The 17326-nt window shown below is 38.1% G+C and carries 12 protein-coding genes; 8 read left to right on the top strand and 4 right to left on the bottom strand.

The window, feature by feature from the left end; translation table 11 throughout:
- Nucleotides 1-404: 404 nt before the first annotated feature.
- The 7 genes from ACJMLO_RS05075 to ACJMLO_RS05045 all read left to right on the top strand — a co-directional run bounded on the left by ACJMLO_RS05075 (nucleotide 405) and on the right by ACJMLO_RS05045 (nucleotide 8940).
- The gene (locus tag ACJMLO_RS05075; protein ID WP_405294553.1) at nucleotides 405-674 is read left to right on the top strand and encodes a transcriptional regulator; all 270 of its coding nucleotides are present in this window, start codon (nucleotides 405-407) and stop codon (nucleotides 672-674) included.
- An 8-nt stretch (nucleotides 675-682) separates the two neighbouring features.
- Nucleotides 683-1057 carry a hypothetical protein gene (locus ACJMLO_RS05070; RefSeq protein ID WP_405294551.1) on the top strand — a complete coding sequence of 125 codons (375 nt, stop codon included), beginning with the start codon at nucleotides 683-685 and terminating at the stop codon, nucleotides 1055-1057.
- Nucleotides 1058-1124: 67 nt separating this feature from the next.
- A complete protein-coding gene (locus ACJMLO_RS05065) occupies nucleotides 1125-1844 on the top strand; it encodes a zinc-ribbon domain-containing protein (protein WP_405294549.1) in 720 nt (239 codons plus the stop codon).
- Nucleotides 1845-2011: 167 nt separating this feature from the next.
- Nucleotides 2012-4531, top strand: a complete 2520-nt coding sequence (locus ACJMLO_RS05060; RefSeq protein ID WP_405294547.1) for a hypothetical protein — start codon at nucleotides 2012-2014, stop codon at nucleotides 4529-4531.
- A 33-nt stretch (nucleotides 4532-4564) separates the two neighbouring features.
- Entirely contained in the window at nucleotides 4565-7828 is a 3264-nt protein-coding gene (locus tag ACJMLO_RS05055; RefSeq protein WP_405294545.1) for a hypothetical protein, read from the top strand.
- 89 nt (nucleotides 7829-7917) lie between these two features.
- A complete protein-coding gene (locus tag ACJMLO_RS05050) occupies nucleotides 7918-8397 on the top strand; it encodes a zinc-ribbon domain-containing protein (RefSeq protein ID WP_405294543.1) in 480 nt (159 codons plus the stop codon).
- A 21-nt stretch (nucleotides 8398-8418) separates the two neighbouring features.
- Nucleotides 8419-8940: a zinc ribbon domain-containing protein gene (locus ACJMLO_RS05045; protein WP_405294541.1), complete on the top strand. Its 522-nt coding sequence runs from the start codon at nucleotides 8419-8421 to the stop codon at nucleotides 8938-8940.
- Here the strand turns inward: ACJMLO_RS05045 and ACJMLO_RS05040 are convergent.
- From ACJMLO_RS05040 to ACJMLO_RS05025, 4 genes are all read right to left on the bottom strand, one after another.
- A complete protein-coding gene (locus ACJMLO_RS05040; RefSeq protein ID WP_405294539.1) occupies nucleotides 8930-9643 on the bottom strand; it encodes a hypothetical protein in 714 nt (237 codons plus the stop codon). The two genes, ACJMLO_RS05045 and ACJMLO_RS05040, sit on opposite strands and share 11 nt — an antisense overlap.
- Before the next feature lie 35 nt (nucleotides 9644-9678).
- On the bottom strand, nucleotides 9679-10620 hold the full coding sequence (locus ACJMLO_RS05035; protein WP_405294537.1) for a hypothetical protein: 942 nt from the start codon (nucleotides 10618-10620) through the stop codon (nucleotides 9679-9681).
- Between the two features lie 212 nt (nucleotides 10621-10832).
- Entirely contained in the window at nucleotides 10833-11972 is a 1140-nt protein-coding gene (locus ACJMLO_RS05030) for an RNA-guided endonuclease InsQ/TnpB family protein (RefSeq protein WP_405294535.1), read from the bottom strand.
- 446 nt (nucleotides 11973-12418) lie between these two features.
- Nucleotides 12419-15667, bottom strand: coding sequence for a hypothetical protein (locus tag ACJMLO_RS05025; RefSeq protein WP_405294533.1), 3249 nt, complete (start codon nucleotides 15665-15667; stop codon nucleotides 12419-12421).
- Between the two features lie 340 nt (nucleotides 15668-16007).
- Here ACJMLO_RS05025 and ACJMLO_RS05020 point away from each other — a divergent pair, with 340 nt between their 5' ends.
- Nucleotides 16008-17003, top strand: a complete 996-nt coding sequence (locus tag ACJMLO_RS05020) for a hypothetical protein (protein WP_405294531.1) — start codon at nucleotides 16008-16010, stop codon at nucleotides 17001-17003.
- Nucleotides 17004-17326: the final 323 nt, after the last annotated feature.

Here is a 17326-nt window from a genome sequence, read left to right as displayed (position 1 = left end):
TTTTTCAAATACCTAACATTTATATGTAATCAAATCTTATTTTTATTTAGGAAACATTGTTTTTTCCATATTTCTGGAAAAATTTAGTAAAAACATATGATTTGGTATGGACTTGATTGATTTATGCTGGATTTTTTTTACTAATAGGGAGTGTTTTCTATGAATGGTTAAATATTTCCAATGAAATGCTCCTATTTTAATTAATAATGAGGGTAAACACGTATTGATATGTAATTATTTTATTTTTTAAAATAATGATGCGTTTCATTAGATTTGATTTGATTTATTCACAGTATATAAGAGGATTGTTGTCTGGTTTAAACTTAACTGATTAAACTGGACAATATAAATACTGTAGACTTTTTTTCGTTAATTTTTAAATATCTTAAAGATAAATTATTATTATGGATGATGAAACATTAAAGGTATTTGCCTATGTTAATATTTCTTCTTATCGAGTAAAAACCGTTAAGGTTCTAAAGGGGCAAACCAAAACTCCAAGTGCAATTGCAAGGGATTCGGGGATAAAGCTGAATCACATCTCCAAGGTGCTTCGTCAGCTAAAGAACTGGAAAGTTGTGGAATGCCTCAATGAGGATGCGCATCATGGAAGGCTTTACCGTCTGACAAGCGTAGGTGATGAAATCGTTGATCATCTGGATAATTTTGGATAGGGGATAATATGAAATTTTCAGGATATATGAATGTTTATCTGATGGATGATTTGTCCTGGCAATATGAATTTGGAGACAGAACCCTCAGGGCAGATAATCTAAAGGATTTGGAACTTCTGGTCAATCTGTATGGACTGAAATGGAATATACTGGATGAGGAGCTGGCCTTGAAATCCCAAAGGATAGATGAAAACAATTTCACCGGATTTTTCAATGTCTACAGAAAGGATGATTTCTGGCATTACCGAAAAACGGACCTCAAATCCAAAAGTCTGCAGGTCCTCAAAAAGAAAGTGCTGGCCAATGGTTTTGAATGGAAAGAGACGGACAAAAATCTGGCCTACAAGAATTGGAAACTTGATGAGAGGAAGTTTCAAAAGTAGTTCTTGTTTTGTTTGCATTTCAATGGCAATGAAAAGATTATAAGTATCCTCTTATTAAATTAGTATCATGAAGTGCGAAAATTGTGGCGAAGAGATTCTCAATCATGCCAAGTTCTGCCCTCATTGCGGAGCAAAAACCAGCCTGGAAAAGGTTGAAGGCAAAAGCGTGATTGTTGCCCTTATGCTGTCGTTCATCCTTGCTGGAACGGGGATAGCTTATGCAGGCAAAAGGCAGAAGGGAATTTCACTGTTTTTCATCGGAGTGATATTTGCAATTCTTGCCATAAGGGTTCGGATGTGCACCGTACTCGCATTGATTGTTTGGATATACTCTCTGCATGAAACCTACAAGGAAGCAAGGGTTGCAAACGGCGCTTCAAATCCAAGCCTTGTTGGGGATATAAGGGGGTTTTCGACAAACAAAAAAATCGCCGCAGTCGTAGCTATTTCATTAATAATTTTGATTTTTGTTGGAGGGGTTATTGCGGCGTTTTCACCTGAAAGTGAGGATTATGACGATTTGAGCCAATATTTCATTTTCAGTGATGATGGAAGTCTTGATAATGACAATCATGATTCAGAAGGCGATGAGGTGTCCTATCACTATGAGGATGAATACGGCTCATCGGATACGGGCGGCAAGGCATATGACGACGGAAGCGTGGAGTCCCACCAAAGTGGCAGCGGCGATTATGAGGACTATCAGATAGACTCATATATGGATGGTGACGGAAACATATGCGGCACCCTTGAAAACGGCGGAAAAACCTATTATATTGAGGATTAGCCCGACTAAGAAAATCTTATATAATGACTTCAACACAGTTTCATGATTTATTTCTTTCAGTGATGGCTTTTGTAAAATATTTGCATAATATATAATAGGAATAATCGAGTTATATATTAACATATATAGTTAACATGATTGACTTTTTTAAAAAGGGAAAGATTAATATGTTTAAAAAAAGGTATATTGCAGTACTGTTTTTGATAATATTGGTTTTGATGACGATTTCATCGGTTAATGCCGAGGAATTAAACGCCACTGATGAAAGCGTCCATGGAAATTTTGATGATGATGTTCTGGAGGATGCACATGACTATCACAGCTTTTCGGAACTGCAGAACATAATAAATGATGCATGCAGGGAAAGCTTCATTTCCACTGACAATTATTTTGCAGATGTTAGTCTGGAGCATGATTACGCATACAATCCAAAGGTGGACAGCGAAAGTCTGAAGGATGGGATAACACTTCCTAAGGATCTGGAAGATAGCGGAATCCTTTTGGACATATACGGTCGTGGCCATACGATATATGGTAACGGATCCCGTATTTTCAATTTTGCAGAAAACGACCAGATAAATATCTTTAACGTAAACTTTGTCAATAATCTGCATAATGGTGTTTCAAATGGTGGAAGCATCTATAATGAGGGAGCCGTTTTATTGAAAAACTGTAACTTCAGCGACAATTCAGTTAAAAATGAAGGAGGAGCTATTTACAATTCACAGAGTGGTGCTATAAAAATAGTAAAATGTAATTTCTTAAATAATGATGCCCAGAATTATGGAGGCGCCATCTCTTCATACGGGGAGATCGATATTGAAGAATCCAGTTTCAATAACTGTTATTCCACTTATGGAGGAGCCATTTCCTCATATAATTATGGAACTATTTCTTATTCGACTTTTACAGCTAATCTGGCAACATACGGTGGAGCAATCTACAATCATCTTCCCGATGACAGGAAAATCTTTTCTTCATTAAACACTTTTTATTCTAACTTTACAAACAATGAAGCGACAGACGGCGGGGCAATCTACAACGCTTTTGCATCATACTGTCATTTTACAAAGGACAACAAGGCAAAAAACGGAAATTACATGTTTTCAGGTTTGAGAATTTCTTGCAGTGATGATGAGGATTATGAGTATAACGAAGACCTTTTGGCTAAAAATTATTACGGAACAGTTGAATCCGGCGGTTTTTCCTTTAAGATAAACAATGTTTCGGTAATTTCACACAATGAAGTGAGATGCGACATTCTTGTAACCAACAATAATGATGGAAAGCCGGTGTCATGCGCTAATGTAAATCTAAGGTCCTACAACAGATATTTTGATGATGAGTATGACAGGGTCATGAACGATTATCACTGGAGCCATGACTCCAACAATACCAATCAGGAGGGCATTTCCAGCTTTAATGTATATTTGTCTGAAGGATCTTATATCAATGATGAATATGTTGCACTTATCTTTTTATCCAATCCAGTATATAATGACACAATAATCTCAGACTATCAATCCAGCCTGTTCCAGTTGGATTCCAGTATCGTTTTCACTAATGACATAGTATTTGACCATGGTGGCGTTGGTTCGACCAATTTCACTTTGACCGGTGCTTATGATATTTTGGCTGATGTTGTCAACCATACTGAGGCAGTAATATCATTTGCTAACAATACTCTCTTTGTTTCCGGATTGGAACCGGGCAAATATATTCTGCACGCTTCAACATGGCCTTATTTCTATTGCAATCCGGTTGAAGCTACTTTAAATGTTACCGTACGTCCAATTCCTAGAGTAACCTTTTCTGCAGGTATCGTCTTTGACTATGCCTCTTCAGGCACTGTTCACATGATTGTTGAGGGAGGCAGAGTCGAGCGCAGAAACATCCAGATTGTAGGTCATCCTGAAGCCATAATCTCTCTTGTAAACAATGAGATTACCATTTCAGGCTTGAATCCTGGCCAGTATACTTTGCATGTGGTGTCAACTCCCGATGAGGGTCTCGAACCGGCAGTCGGTACTGTTGGAGTGACAGTTAAAAAGGCCACTGCAGTTATTCAGGCATCCAAGGTAACTGTTGCAGTTAAAAAAGGCAACCTGTGGACCATAAGATTGGTGGATTCCAAGACCGGAAAGCCAATATCAAATATGAAACTCCAACTTAAGGTTTTCACAGGCAAGAAATATAAGGCTGTCAGTTTGACTACCGATTCAAATGGGCAGGCCAGATATCAGACTAAGGCATTGTCAATAGGAACACATAAGGTTGAAGTGGGAGGAACACATTTTGGTTATACTTTCAACACTTTAAAATCTTCCATCAGCGTTATTAAGCCTAAGGCATTGACCTTCAAGATTCAGAAAAGGTCAAACGACAAAAGAGGCTCATTGGTTTCATTCATTGTAATGGACAAAAAGACTAAAAAAGGAATAAATGGAGTAAAGGTAAAGTTATTGCTTTACACAGGTAAAAACTACGTAACTATTAACTTGAAAACTAAAAAAGTGGGAAAATACAGCGGTGCGGTCGGATATTCTACCAACAAGTTGTCAGTTGGAAAGCATAAGGTGGTTATTGTTCCGGCGGAAATCAAGTATTCAGGGTCAAAATCCACATCAATGACAATCAAGAAGTCCGCTAAAAAGTATCCTGCTTGGGAGACAAAGGTATCAGCATAATTGATTTAATAAATAAGTATTGGAGTTGAAGGCATGAATGGAAAGAAATATTTGGCAATTCTGATATTTTTAGTAATTTTGATAGGTGCAGTTTCGCACGTCAGTGCCGAAGATTTAAACTCAACCGATGTAATTACTGAAGATGGGGATTTGGATGGAATACTCAGTGATGACGATGATGATTGGGATCCTGATGATTGGGATCCTGATGATTGGGATCCTGATGATTGGGATGACGATGATGACGACGATGATGACGATGATGATTGGGAAGATGATGAGAATAATGATGATAAGTGGTATGATGATTTTGACTCCATCGAATATGATGATGCCTTCGAAGGATACAAAAGCTTTACAGATTTGCAAAACCTCATAAACACAGTAAAAAGCGATGGCAGCATATATCTTGAACATGATTATGTATTCAATCCAAAAGTTGATGACAGAATCCTGATGGGTGGTGTGACTTTCTTTGAAAAAACAGAAGATGAGGATTATTTCAACATTAACATTTACGGCAACGGGCACAGCATTTTTGCCAATAAGGGACGAATTTTCAACATAGGCAATGAAAAGTACCACGTATCAGTTTATGATGTTCAGTTTGATAACTATTTTGTTTACAATGACATTTCTATTAAAAACGGTGGAGCAATTTATAATGTCGGCAGATTGTCACTAACCAATTGCACTTTTAAGGATTTCTCCGCATTTTTTGATGGGGGTGCGATTTATACCAATAACAGATTGTCCCTGACCAACTGTTCATTTTATAGAAATAATGCCGAAGATTGCGGAGGGGCAATTGAAAATGATGCGATTCTATACTTGAATAACTGCTCTTTTTACGAGAATTATGCAACTACTTTTGGAGGTGCGGTTTACAGTTACGGCAAATCCTCCTTAAGAGATTGTTCATTTTATGATAATGTGGCTGATGAAGAGGGAGGTGCTCTCTTTTCTTTTGATAGTGATATTAGCATTCTTTCTTCTTCATTCTATAATAATGCCGCATCCGAATATGGAGGTGCCGTTTCTGTCAGTGCTGAAGGTTCAATTAAGGACTGCATTTTCAACAATAATTCAGCTGAGCAAGGCGGTGCAATTTCTATTAGTTATCAGTTCAGCGTTATAAATTCTTCATTTGCCAATAACTCTGCTGAAAGAGGTGGTGCAGTGTGGAGTAATGCAAATGAACTTTCATTGGATAACTGCAGGTTTGATAATAATTCCGCTATGGATGAAGGGGGAGCAGTTTATAATGACGAGGCAAGAAGCAGGGTAAAAGTTGAAATGGAGAATTACAATATAACTTTCACCCCATCCCATAACATCTTTGTTAAAAATTCCTTTTTCACAAATAACAATGCGGTTTCTAAAGGAGGAGCCATTGCGAGTTACTCTTATCTTGAGGTTGACAACTCCACTTTCTCAGGCTCCAATTCAAAATTTGGTGGTGCAATAGCTACATATTACTTTGCAATGATTTCAGGTTCAAATTTCACATCCAACAGTGCAATACAGGGAGGAGCGGTTTTCAATCCTGCACTTGGAGAGAATAGCGAATGTTCTATTGCCGATTCATATTTCTACAGCAATCAGGCGAATCGTGGTGGGGCAATTCACAATGCCCTTGCTTTTAAGTGTTACTTTGAAGGAAACGATGCAAAATATGACGGCGACAACATGTATTGCGGCGTAAACATTGACTGCAGCGATGACGGCAGTGAAGACTTGAACTACAAAACCCTCAAGATAGACCAATCTTCAGGATTTTCATTCAGGATTAATGAGATTGAAGTAAGGGATTCCGAACTGCTGTTTGAAGTGTATGTGTACAACACCATTGACGGCAAGCCTGTATCCGGAGTATGCGTAAATCTGGATTTGGGATGCCCTTCCACTTTCCGCCATGGTGAAGTATGGAACATAAAAAGGGAATTCTACACAGATGAAAATGGTATTGCCAGAACAAATGTGTCCTACGGTTCTCCTGATCCTGAATGGTCAGAATCAATGACAATCGTATTTGATTCATCAAGAATAAAGCTTTATGACTTCAGTGATGATTACTTCAACATTTGCCTGCGCAACAGCCTGTATAATGATACTGTACTCTCAGGATATGTAACCGATGTTGTGGATACGGATTCCGGCGTAGTCTTTGATAATGACATTGTCTTTGACTATGGAGGCTCAGGTTCTTCACATTTCACATCCACAGGCGTTGAGGATTTGAAGCTTTCTGTAGCGGGTCAGCCTAATGAGGTATTCGCAATAGTTGACGATGAACTCTTTGTTTCAGGATTGGATGTAGGCAAGTATGTTTTAAATGTCGAAACTCTTCCATCAAGATTCTATCATCCTTTCAACACTACTTTAAATGTTACTGTACGTCCAATTCCTAAAGTTACCTTTACTGCAGGAATTGTCTTTGACTATGCAAGTTCAGGTACCGTTCACATGATTGTTGAGGGAGGCAGAGTCGAACGAAGAAACATTGAGGTTGTAGGCCATTCGGAAGCGGTGATTGTTCTTGTAAACAATGACATCACCATTTCAGGCTTGAATCCCGGAAGCTACACTTTGCGTGTGGTGTCAACTCCAGACGAGGGTCTCGAACCGGCAGTCGGTACTGTTGGTGTGACAGTTAAAAAGGCCACTGCAGTCATCAAGGCGGCTCGAATTACCGTTGCCCTTAAAAGAGGTACATTGTGGACCATCTCTCTTGTGGACTCCAAAACAAATAGGCCTATAGCAAACATGCAGATTTCCCTGAAGGTTTTCACAGGCAAGAAATATAAGCTGGTGAGTCTGACCACAAATTCAAATGGTGTGGCCAGCTATCAGACAAAAGGATTGTCCAAAGGAACTCATAAGGTTGAAATAAGCGGAAATCATGCAGGATATAACTTTAACACAGTAACATCCTCCATCAAGGTCATAAAGCCTAAGGCGCTGACTTTTAAGATTCAGAAGAAATCAAACGGCAAGAAGGACTCATTGGTGTCCTACATTGTCATGGACAAAAAGACCAAAAAAGGATTGAATGGAGTTAAGGTCAAGCTGCTGCTCTATACAGGTAAAAGTTACGTTACAATCAATCTTAAAACCAAAAAGGTCGGAAAATACAACGGCGCAGTAGGATATTCAACCAACAAGCTTTCAGTCGGCAAACACAAGGTCGTGATTGTTCCTGCAGACATCAAATACAGCGGATCCAAGTCAACAACAATGATAATCAAGAAGTCCGCCAAGAAGTATCCTCCTCATGAAATGAAGGTTTCCGGATAGGTATGGACAAATTATATATGAGATACCAACATACTATAATATAGTATTTTCTCTGAAATTAAAAAATATCAATAATGAGGTGAATTGAAATGACAACATGTCCTGAATGCGGCACTGAAGTGGTGGATGGCGCCAAATTCTGTGCAAACTGCGGATCTGAAATAATTGAAAAGGAAAGTGAGGGAGCCGGCAAATTCTGTTCAAATTGCGGTTTTGAAATGGGCAGCAATGTCAAGTTCTGTCCCAACTGCGGAACTTCAACTGACGGAAGGTCACAGGCAAGCAATGCTACAAATTACGTAGCAAATCAGGAGAAAAGCCCTGTTCTGGCATTGGTATTGTCTTTTTTCATTGTGGGACTGGGCCAGCTGTATTTGGGATTGACTAAAAAGGGAATAATACTCTTTTTGGCAGCCATTGTTGCAGGAGTGCTGACACTTTTCATTATCGGATGGCTATTATGGCTGATTGTCTGGATATATGCGATGTATGATGCATACAGGTCCGCTGAAAGAATGAATAACGGTGAAGTTTTAGAAGATACTATTGATTTGAATAATCTTGTCTAAAATTTCTTCAATGGTGATTAGATGGTGAAATATTGCACGGAATGCGGAACGCAACTTGATGACAGCGCTCATTTCTGCACAAATTGCGGAACAAAATGCGTGATTGCAGGTGCCGGCAAAAGTAGAATTGATGCATATGAGGACAATTTGATTAAAACCGGTCGAAAAAGAGCCGACATTCCTCGTTTGGGTGGAATAAATGAATTCAGGGATGATTCACTGGTCATCAAAAACACCAATGAGGTAATTCCCATTAAGGACATTACAAACTTTAGCCTGCATCAGAGTTCCCGTTCGCTGTGGAGTGACGTGAAGGTTGATTTTGACTATAACGGTCTGCATTACCGAACCCAGCAGGCAGGTTCTGATAAGGGAAAACTTCAGACTGTTGAAAACAAAATCAGGGCTCGTGAAATGAAGGCATACTCCACCAATCCCGAAGACAAAATAGACAAGCTTAAGGATTTAAAGAAGCTCTTGGATGACGGAATAGTCAGCGAGGATGAGTTCAAACAACTGAAGGATGAAATCATTAATTCCTGAAGTATCTCCTTTCAATATTGCAGTTAATCCCATCTAAATCGCAGGCATTTAACGATTCAATCAGAATATCATAGGACTCCTTTTTATCAAAATATGTCATTTCAAACTCCAGTTCGTCCCAAACATTATTGAACAATGTTTCAACATCTTCAATTTCACAGGCTATAATCAGATCGTTTAAATTGTGGATGTTCACCTGATTTACTCCTTCATGGAAAACCAGCTGCGTTTTGTCGCAGTGTGGATTTATTCTCACAAGGAATAATTTCAGTTCTTCTTTTAATGCATTTTTGAAGTCTTCATTGAATGCGTAATAGAGCGCTTTTGATGACTGGCTGTCAAAGAGCGCAAAATAGTCATTTCTTTTCAGGGCCAGATTCAAATGGGCATCTATAAATTTCAATGCGCTTTCCATCAAATCGTCACCTGATTCTTTTTGGAACTCTTCAAACTCCATATGGTCAAAGAAATCCAGAAAAGGGTATCCGTCATATGTTTTCGATGGGTCCGGTTCACGTTCAGGATTCAGGCAACGGATAGGAGAATCCTTGAAATACTCATAGGTGTTTTTGATGTATGTAAGTTCATTGCCAAGCTTTATATGGGGTCTTTTTGAGATTTCCTCCAGAATTGATTTGTCAAGAGAGGCCGTTAGCTCTTCCATATCAATTTCAGAAAAGTCAAGAAAATAATTGGATTTCATGTAAAAAAAGAAAAGAAAAATAGCTTGTTTTTAAGCTATTTTATTACTACGTCATTGATCAGGTCCATATCGGATGCTGTGATGATTACCATGTTGCCGTCTTTCGCATAGATGAATCCGTCATAGTCATCGCCGTTGTATTCATATCCGTCAACGCCGTTTATGGTCAATGCTTTGCTTCCTACTTCTTTGACGATGTCATCTGTAACCTCATGGCCAGGATATTTTGCAACGCCGCAGCATATCACGTCATCGCCTTTCACGAATGTCTTGGCTGAAAGCTTCATTTCGGAATCGCCTATTTTCATATCAAACTTGTCCATTGAATAGCTTGGATCTTCCTTGAATCCTTCAGGGACATTGAAGTCAGCACCGCTCACTGTTACCTTTTCGCCTTTGGCTGATGAGGAGTCTGTTTTGGTATCTGACTGGGTATCTTTTGAGGTATCGCCGATGTCGATTTGCGCACCGTTTCTCAGGAAGATGTACTGGCCGTCTTCAAGTTTGACGTCTTTGCTTGTTTTGAAGTTGTCATTTGTGATGATGTCTTCAACCTGATGTCTGGAATTTTTGGTGATTTCGATATATCCCTGGTCCTTGGTGGATTCGACTTCATAATCTCCAGCAGGGATATCCTCGCCTACCTTATACATTCCGTCCTTATAGTATCCTCTGTCATCTCCTCTGTCCGGGGAGTCGCTTAGCTTGTACAGGTCTCCGCCCTGGATTTTGAGATATTCTCCGTCTTCAACAGTAATGTATACTCCGCCTTCAGTGTTCAGGTTATAGATGACGCTGCTGAGGTCTCCTGATGAGTCTGATGACACTTCAATGTATAGATTATAGCTGTTGCATTTCACATAGTACTCGCCTGCCGGCAGGTCGTCACCTACCTCATACTGACCGTCTGAAAGCAGTGGTGTGCCGTCGGAGCTTCCCGCACTCACGCAGCTCAAGCCGACTGCGATGACGGTCATGACTAAAAATATTTTCAAAAGTTTCCTATAGTCCATTGTAAACCCTCATAAATTTTTGTAATAATATCTTTGTTGCAAATGATATATTAATTATTATGATTTGGGGCTGTTTTCACTGTTTTCGAAAACATTTACTTTAAGCGAAAAATTGAACCACCCTGCCCTAAAAGAGGGCAGGGATTCCTGAATTTTTTTTTCACTTAATAGGTTAATTAAGTATTTTTCAGGCTACCCCCGTTGAACCAGCGGTTTAGAATATTAATTGCTGCGTTTACGTCCCTATCAAGTATTTTATTGCAGTTTGGGCATTTCCAGTTGCGTGTTTTGACGTCTAACTCTTTGTTTATGTGTCCGCAGTGGTGGCATGTTCGGCTTGTATTTTTGCTTTTTACGAATTGTACGCCGTCTGCTTTGGGTTTGTAGAGTTGGAATTTGTCTTTTAGTCTTTTTATGAATCGCGATAGAGGAAATACCATGTTTTGTTCTCCTCCGATGAGGATCTTGATAGTGGAGTAGTTTTCTTCAAAGACTATGGTGTCGTATTTTTTGACTATTTGATAGGTTAATTTTTCAATGTAGTCATCTAATTGGTTTGTTCTTTTGTTGTACCATTTTTGTAGTCTTTTTTGTAGTTTTTTCCATCGTCTGCTTCCTTTTCTGCATCGTGACATTAATCTGTTGATGTGTTTGATCATTTGGTTATCATGGTCAACATCAAAGAATTCTTTTTGTCCGTCGCTTGTGACTAGCCATCCGTTTTTGTTGGAATTGATATCGCATCCTATGTGTTCTTCTGTTAATGATAGTTGTTCTGGTGGATTTGTTTCTATGTTAAATACGGCATAGTGTTTTAATCCATCATAGTATACTGTGAGGTTGTTGAATTTGGTTTCGGGACTGTTTAGTAAATCCAGGTTTTCTACACTTGTGCTGAATTCTATTTCTCCGTGTTTTCTTAGTGTTACTGTGTTGTTTTCTACTGGTTTTTTGTCTTGTCGGATGGTTTGTCTGAAGCTAGGCCTTGTTTTCTTTCTAGAGTGGAATTTTGGAGGATGGTGTCTTTTGCTTTTAGCACTGTTTGTGAAAGCTTTATGCAAATCATCTCGTGCCTGTTGAAGGCTAGTGGACTCTGTTTGCCTCAAGTAAGGTAATTCTTCTTTAGATTCGTTTAAGAATTGATTTAATTCTGTTTTAGTTGGAATTTTAGTAGAATCATCTCCATATTTGGCTTTATATTTATTTAAAAGTTCATTATGGGTTTTACGAGTGCAACCATAGTTTTTTTTAAACATGACTTCTTGTTCGGGGGTTAAATGAAGTTTAACAACCACCCCTCGAATATATTCGCCCATAAAAATCACAATCCTCCAGTTCCATTTGTTATAATATTTTTATATATATCATTCCCCTAAAAGAAATGAAAAAACATCTACTCTTTTTTAAAACAACAATTAAAATCACATTTAATTGAATAATATACAATTTATAATTACCCCTATATAAAAAAAGAGTGAGAGCATTTGAGAAGTAATCGAATAACGAACTCAAAGCAATTTTTCAAACCCAAAACAATTTTTCATACTCCAAGCAATATTTTAAAATCACAAAAAAAAGTATACTGAACAAAAAGTTATGGCCTAAAATAGCCTCTAAATAAACACAAAATAAAAATAACACAACAAAATTAATTAAAAAAGATAGTACACCCAATAGTGCAATTCATCCACGACTTAAAAGAAGTCGTGGTATTCTTGCATTTTTAAGATAAAAAAAGAGAATAGGGATATGTGTCTAATCCCTATTTGAGTTTTACTTTTGACTGGACTGTTTCGTTTTTGTAGCTGATTTTTACTTTGTATTTTTTGCCCAGCTTGAGAGTTTTCACAATGTCCTTTATTTTTAGCATTGCAACTCCTTTCTTGTCTGTGTATGCCTTGTATTTGTGGCCTTTGAATTTGAAGAGTACCTGTTGGCCGATGATTGGCTTTCCGTTGCTCCATTTTAGAGTGGCTTTCAGGACAAGGTTTTTGTCTGTTTGCTTAACTTTGAATGTCTTTTTGGCCTTTAGGGTTTTCTTGATTTTTATGGTATTTTTAAGGATAGCATCCATGTATGTTGAAGTGATCTTAAAGGTGTCAGGCCTCAATATGATTTTCAGTGTTGCATAACCGTTCTTATCGGATTTGACTGTATATGTTATGCCGTTGACGGTCATTTTAATAGCTGCGCCTTCAACAGGTTCTCCATCCTCTCCGAATACCTGTATTCTATAGTTTTTCTCAAGGTAATCCATGTATAGGTCATTTCCTACTAGTCTAGGCTTACATTTAATCACAACAGTGTCAAAAGCATATCCTACCATTGCAGTAACGGTTCCGAGTTTGCCGTTTGAGGAGAACTTGATAACTTCATTTAACTTTGCAGCATTCCTGTCCACTTTACCGTTTGTTGAGATAATCTTCAGGGTAATAGGCTCTAAAAGGCTGTGGTCAAACTTCTTGTCTGATGAACCTGTAGAGTTATTGTAGACAAATAGGCTAAATGCGATGTCTGAAGATCCCAGATATGAAACTGAAGTAGGATTGGCAGCGGCAGTTAAGAACAGCCAGGTGTCAATTTCTACAATTCCCTTTATCTTTGGGGAATCCTTAAAGTTGGTTGAATTGTGTCCAAACCAGTTATCATTGGCAATCAGTTTAGTATCGCTTCCTCCACTGTGGTAAATGTCATAAGCTCTTAGCGGATTTAGGAAAATGTTGTTGATTATGCTTGTGCCCATTGATTTTTCAATATGGACAACTGAGTTTGTGGCAGTGTTGTTCATGAACAGGCAATTGAATATTGAATCTCCTTGGCTCATCTCACCAAGATAAATAATTCCATCATTCAAAGCATAGTTATTGATGAAATTGGAATTGAATTTATTTTGCTGTGAGTCGGCACTGATGTAGATTGCAGCACCTTCATAAGCAACATTGCCGATGAAATTGGAGTTGAATGTATTGTTTGCCATAGGCAGTAACTTCAAATCATCTCCTGTTTCCTCTGTAAGGACAAATATCGCACCTCCAACATTAGCATTATTATTTACAAAATCGCCGGTGAAAACAGAATTTGTAATGGTTCCGAGAACAGATAATGCACCGCCGTAACCATTGTTATCGAAATAATCAGTTATTATTTCATTATTTTCCCTAATCGGTCTTTCTTCACGGTATGCGACATTGCTGATGAAATGGGCAGGAATTTGTGTATTGTTCATGTAATTTGTAAAGATTGCTCCGCCTATTTTCGCAGTGTTGTTGATGAAATAACCGGAAATAGTGGAATCCTCAATGTATTGGACACCTATTGCACCGCCAATCTCAGCTGTGTTGTTGATGAAGTAACCTGAAATGGTGGAGTTTTTAATCACGTCCATACATCCTATTGCACCTCCTACATAGCTTGCATTGTTGTACATGAAGATGCCGTCAATAATTGAATTTTCCAGAGCACTGTCGATGGATATTGCACCTCCCAGTGGAATGATGTCCTCTGCAATTATTTCTTCGCCGGTAAGTGGGCCATTATATGTGAAAGAACCGTTCATATGTGTGTTGTTGAGTTGGTTTGCAAAGATTGCACCTCCCTGCACAGCGGTGTTATGCTCGAAATTACCTGTGATGTTTGAATATTCCACAAATGGAAGGAATAATGCACCTCCTAATCTGGCATAGTCGGATGTGAACTGGCCAGAAATGCTTGATTTATTCACAAGTCCAAGAACACAAACGGCACCTCCCGCATCAGCACCATTGTTGTTTTCAAATTCTCCAGAGATAGTGGAGCTTTCTAGAATCTCAATAATGCTTATTGCACCACCAAAACCATAATAGAGATAGTAGTCTTCGATATTTTGCCAGACATATTCGCTAATGTCTGAATCGGCATATTCCTCTATATATTGCATAAGAACGCTTATATAATCTGATCCAAGGTCATTGTCTGCAGTGTTGTTTGCGAAATTTGAATCTATTTTGGTGTTGTTGACAGCATTTGCAAATATGGCTCCGCCCGCCAGAGCGGTGTTGTTTGCAAAGTTGCTTTCAATTTTTGTATTCATTATAACGTAGGTAGCTATTGCACCTCCCACAGGAGCAAAGTTATCCTTGAAATTATTATAGTATGTAATGTTGGAATTCATAATTCCCTCTTCAGCATATATTGCACCACCAAACATGGCAGCGCGATTGCTTATAAAGTCACCATCAATTAAAGATGAATTAATGCTTCTATATACATAGATAGCTCCTCCAAAACCATGAAGGCCCTCATCACTTGAACCCTCTCCACCGAAAGAAAGCTCCGCACTGTTATTTCTGAAATATGAGGAAATTATGGAATTTTCCATATCTCCATAGACATATATTGCGCCTCCAAACATGGCCTCGTTATCTATAAAAATTCCGTTGATGTAACTGTTTTTCATGCCATTTGCAAAGTAGAGCGCACCTCCATAAAAGGAACAACCGTTTTTGAATGTTATTCCGTCAACATTCAGCTCATCTGCATAAACATTGAAGATTGATCCTCCTTCATGCTGCCCATCAAATATTACTTCACCTTCTCCCAAGCTTTTAAGAGTCAGGTTCTTGTAAATGTTCAGACATGTATTTTCCTCACCGGAATATACTCCAGCGGCAATCCAGATTACATCTCCATCTTCCCTATCACTTAACGCATCGGATAAAGTTATATATGGATTATCTTTGGTTCCATAATGTTCTTCACCTTCGTAACTGCAGTTTACATAACAGTTTGACCCTTCAGTCAGGATTTCCTTATCATCTGATGCGGCCAATGTGCCATCATTTTCATCATTTGCTGATGGCTCTAAACTGTCCTTTTGAATTTCGTCTGTTGTTATATCACTTGTTATTTCGTTTATTTCTGTATTGCTTTGTATAGCTGCAATATCTTCAGTATCTTCAGCTGCACTAACTGCTGAAACTGCAACCAAAGCAACAAAAAATATTGCAAGCACAATTAATTTCTTTTTAAACATAAAATTATCATCTCACTTGGACATTTTTGTCCATATATTAGTATATTAAAGGTTTAAATAAACTTTTTGATATCAATGTGAAATTAATTTCCCCTGTTTGAAAGGATATAAGCAAATCGGATTTGGAAATATTCCTGTTTAAGCAATCCGTCGTTGAATGTCATGCAGATATTGCTTTTGCATGTTTCAGCATCATTTCAATCAAATCGACAAGTTTATAAATGTCTGTTTATAAAACTTCTAAACAGTTCTAGAATGTTATTTAAGTCAAAAAGAGACATTCAAGATTGTTTGTTTAAGATAAAACATTTTTAACATTAAAAAGAGGGGAACATAATCCATGAAGCGCAAAAAATCCATAATCATAATGCTTTTTGCCGTTTTTCTATTGGCAATGGCGACAGCAAGTGCCAGTGAAGATGCAGCTCAGGCGGATTTATCCAAAAACAATGAAACGCTTGATGATAATCCGCAAACTTGTGATGAGAATGTTGAATTAACTCTTGGGGATAGTGAAAATGATTTCATTGAGGATACGGGCAAATTTTCAGAACTGTCTAAAGAAATAGGTTCCGGTGGAAATAAGACCCTGAAGCATAAGAATTATGTTTACGATATAGGGTCTACCATCGTGATTACCGTTGACAACAGTGTCATCGACGGCAACGGTTCGGTCATTGACATGTCGGAATCAACTTTTCTGATGTTTAGGGTGGACGCTTCAGGAGTAACAATCAAAAATCTGACCATTAAAAATTCAAATCGCCTTGATTATGCCGACGGCATTTTTCAATTCATGCGTTCAGGAACTCTAATAAATTGTAATTTTATTAATAATACTGCCTATGGAAATACTTGCGGTCCCATTTCATTTTTAAATTCAGGTACGGTAGTAAATTGTACTTTTGTTAATAATGCCGCTTGCGATTCGTATTCTGGTGGCGGAGCTCTTTACTTTGAGGGTTTCGGTACTGTGATTAATTGCAGATTTGTCAACAATACGGCTGTTGGGGGTAATGGCGGCGCTGTTCACTTTCATGGTTCGGGCAACGTAACGGATTGTAGTTTTGCCAACAATCGTGTAAATTCTACAAACTATGGTGGAGGCGCCGTTTACTTTAGAGGACAGGGTTTTGTTGGAAATTCCGTTTTTTCAAACAATACTTCCAATTCCACTTATGGTGGAGGCGGGGCCATTTACTTTGATGATTCCGCTACTGTGATAAATTGCGGGTTTGTTAATAACTTTGCCAATTCTACAGAATTTGGTGACGGCGGAGCTATTTTCATTTTAGGCAGTGGTATTGTTGAAAATTGTACTTTTATCAATATGTGAAAGAATACTCCGACCTCTGTAGGTTGGAGATGAATTTCACAAAGCTTTTTTTTTAAAGATTAGTTTTCAAATGCTCTCTCACTTTGTTTATATATGTATTATAATCATATATAATTTTTGTAGTGTTACTAATTTAAATCCTTTATAAAGAGGGTTTTTTTATAGATTTAATGTTAGGTGTGTTTTTATGTCTGATGTTTTGACTTGTAAGTGTCGTATTAATCCTAATTGGGATATGAAGATTGCTTTTTGGGATGCTTTTGGAGCTTCTCGTTTTGTTAGCAATAACGTTAGACAAGAAGTTAGACAAGCAAGAATTCACA

It is taken from the genome of Methanobrevibacter sp., assembly GCF_045120835.1.
Lineage (GTDB): Archaea > Methanobacteriota > Methanobacteria > Methanobacteriales > Methanobacteriaceae > Methanocatella.
Note: the sequence above shows the minus strand (reverse complement) of the source record. Positions and strands in the feature narration are given on the sequence as shown.

Excerpts from the sequence above, each read along its gene's own strand:
- ACJMLO_RS05050 (WP_405294543.1), top strand. The coding sequence starts at position 7,918 with ATGACAACATGTCCTGAATGCGGCACTGAAGTGGTGGATGGCGCCAAA.
- ACJMLO_RS05040 (WP_405294539.1), bottom strand. The coding sequence starts at position 9,643 with ATGAAATCCAATTATTTTCTTGACTTTTCTGAAATTGATATGGAAGAG.
- ACJMLO_RS05060 (WP_405294547.1), top strand. The coding sequence starts at position 2,012 with ATGTTTAAAAAAAGGTATATTGCAGTACTGTTTTTGATAATATTGGTT.
- ACJMLO_RS05020 (WP_405294531.1), top strand. The coding sequence starts at position 16,008 with ATGAAGCGCAAAAAATCCATAATCATAATGCTTTTTGCCGTTTTTCTA.
- ACJMLO_RS05035 (WP_405294537.1), bottom strand. The coding sequence starts at position 10,620 with ATGACCGTCATCGCAGTCGGCTTGAGCTGCGTGAGTGCGGGAAGCTCC.
- ACJMLO_RS05030 (WP_405294535.1), bottom strand. The coding sequence starts at position 11,972 with ATGGGCGAATATATTCGAGGGGTGGTTGTTAAACTTCATTTAACCCCC.
- ACJMLO_RS05025 (WP_405294533.1), bottom strand. The coding sequence starts at position 15,667 with ATGTTTAAAAAGAAATTAATTGTGCTTGCAATATTTTTTGTTGCTTTG.
- ACJMLO_RS05065 (WP_405294549.1), top strand. The coding sequence starts at position 1,125 with ATGAAGTGCGAAAATTGTGGCGAAGAGATTCTCAATCATGCCAAGTTC.
- ACJMLO_RS05045 (WP_405294541.1), top strand. The coding sequence starts at position 8,419 with ATGGTGAAATATTGCACGGAATGCGGAACGCAACTTGATGACAGCGCT.
- ACJMLO_RS05075 (WP_405294553.1), top strand. The coding sequence starts at position 405 with ATGGATGATGAAACATTAAAGGTATTTGCCTATGTTAATATTTCTTCT.
- ACJMLO_RS05055 (WP_405294545.1), top strand. The coding sequence starts at position 4,565 with ATGAATGGAAAGAAATATTTGGCAATTCTGATATTTTTAGTAATTTTG.
- ACJMLO_RS05070 (WP_405294551.1), top strand. The coding sequence starts at position 683 with ATGAAATTTTCAGGATATATGAATGTTTATCTGATGGATGATTTGTCC.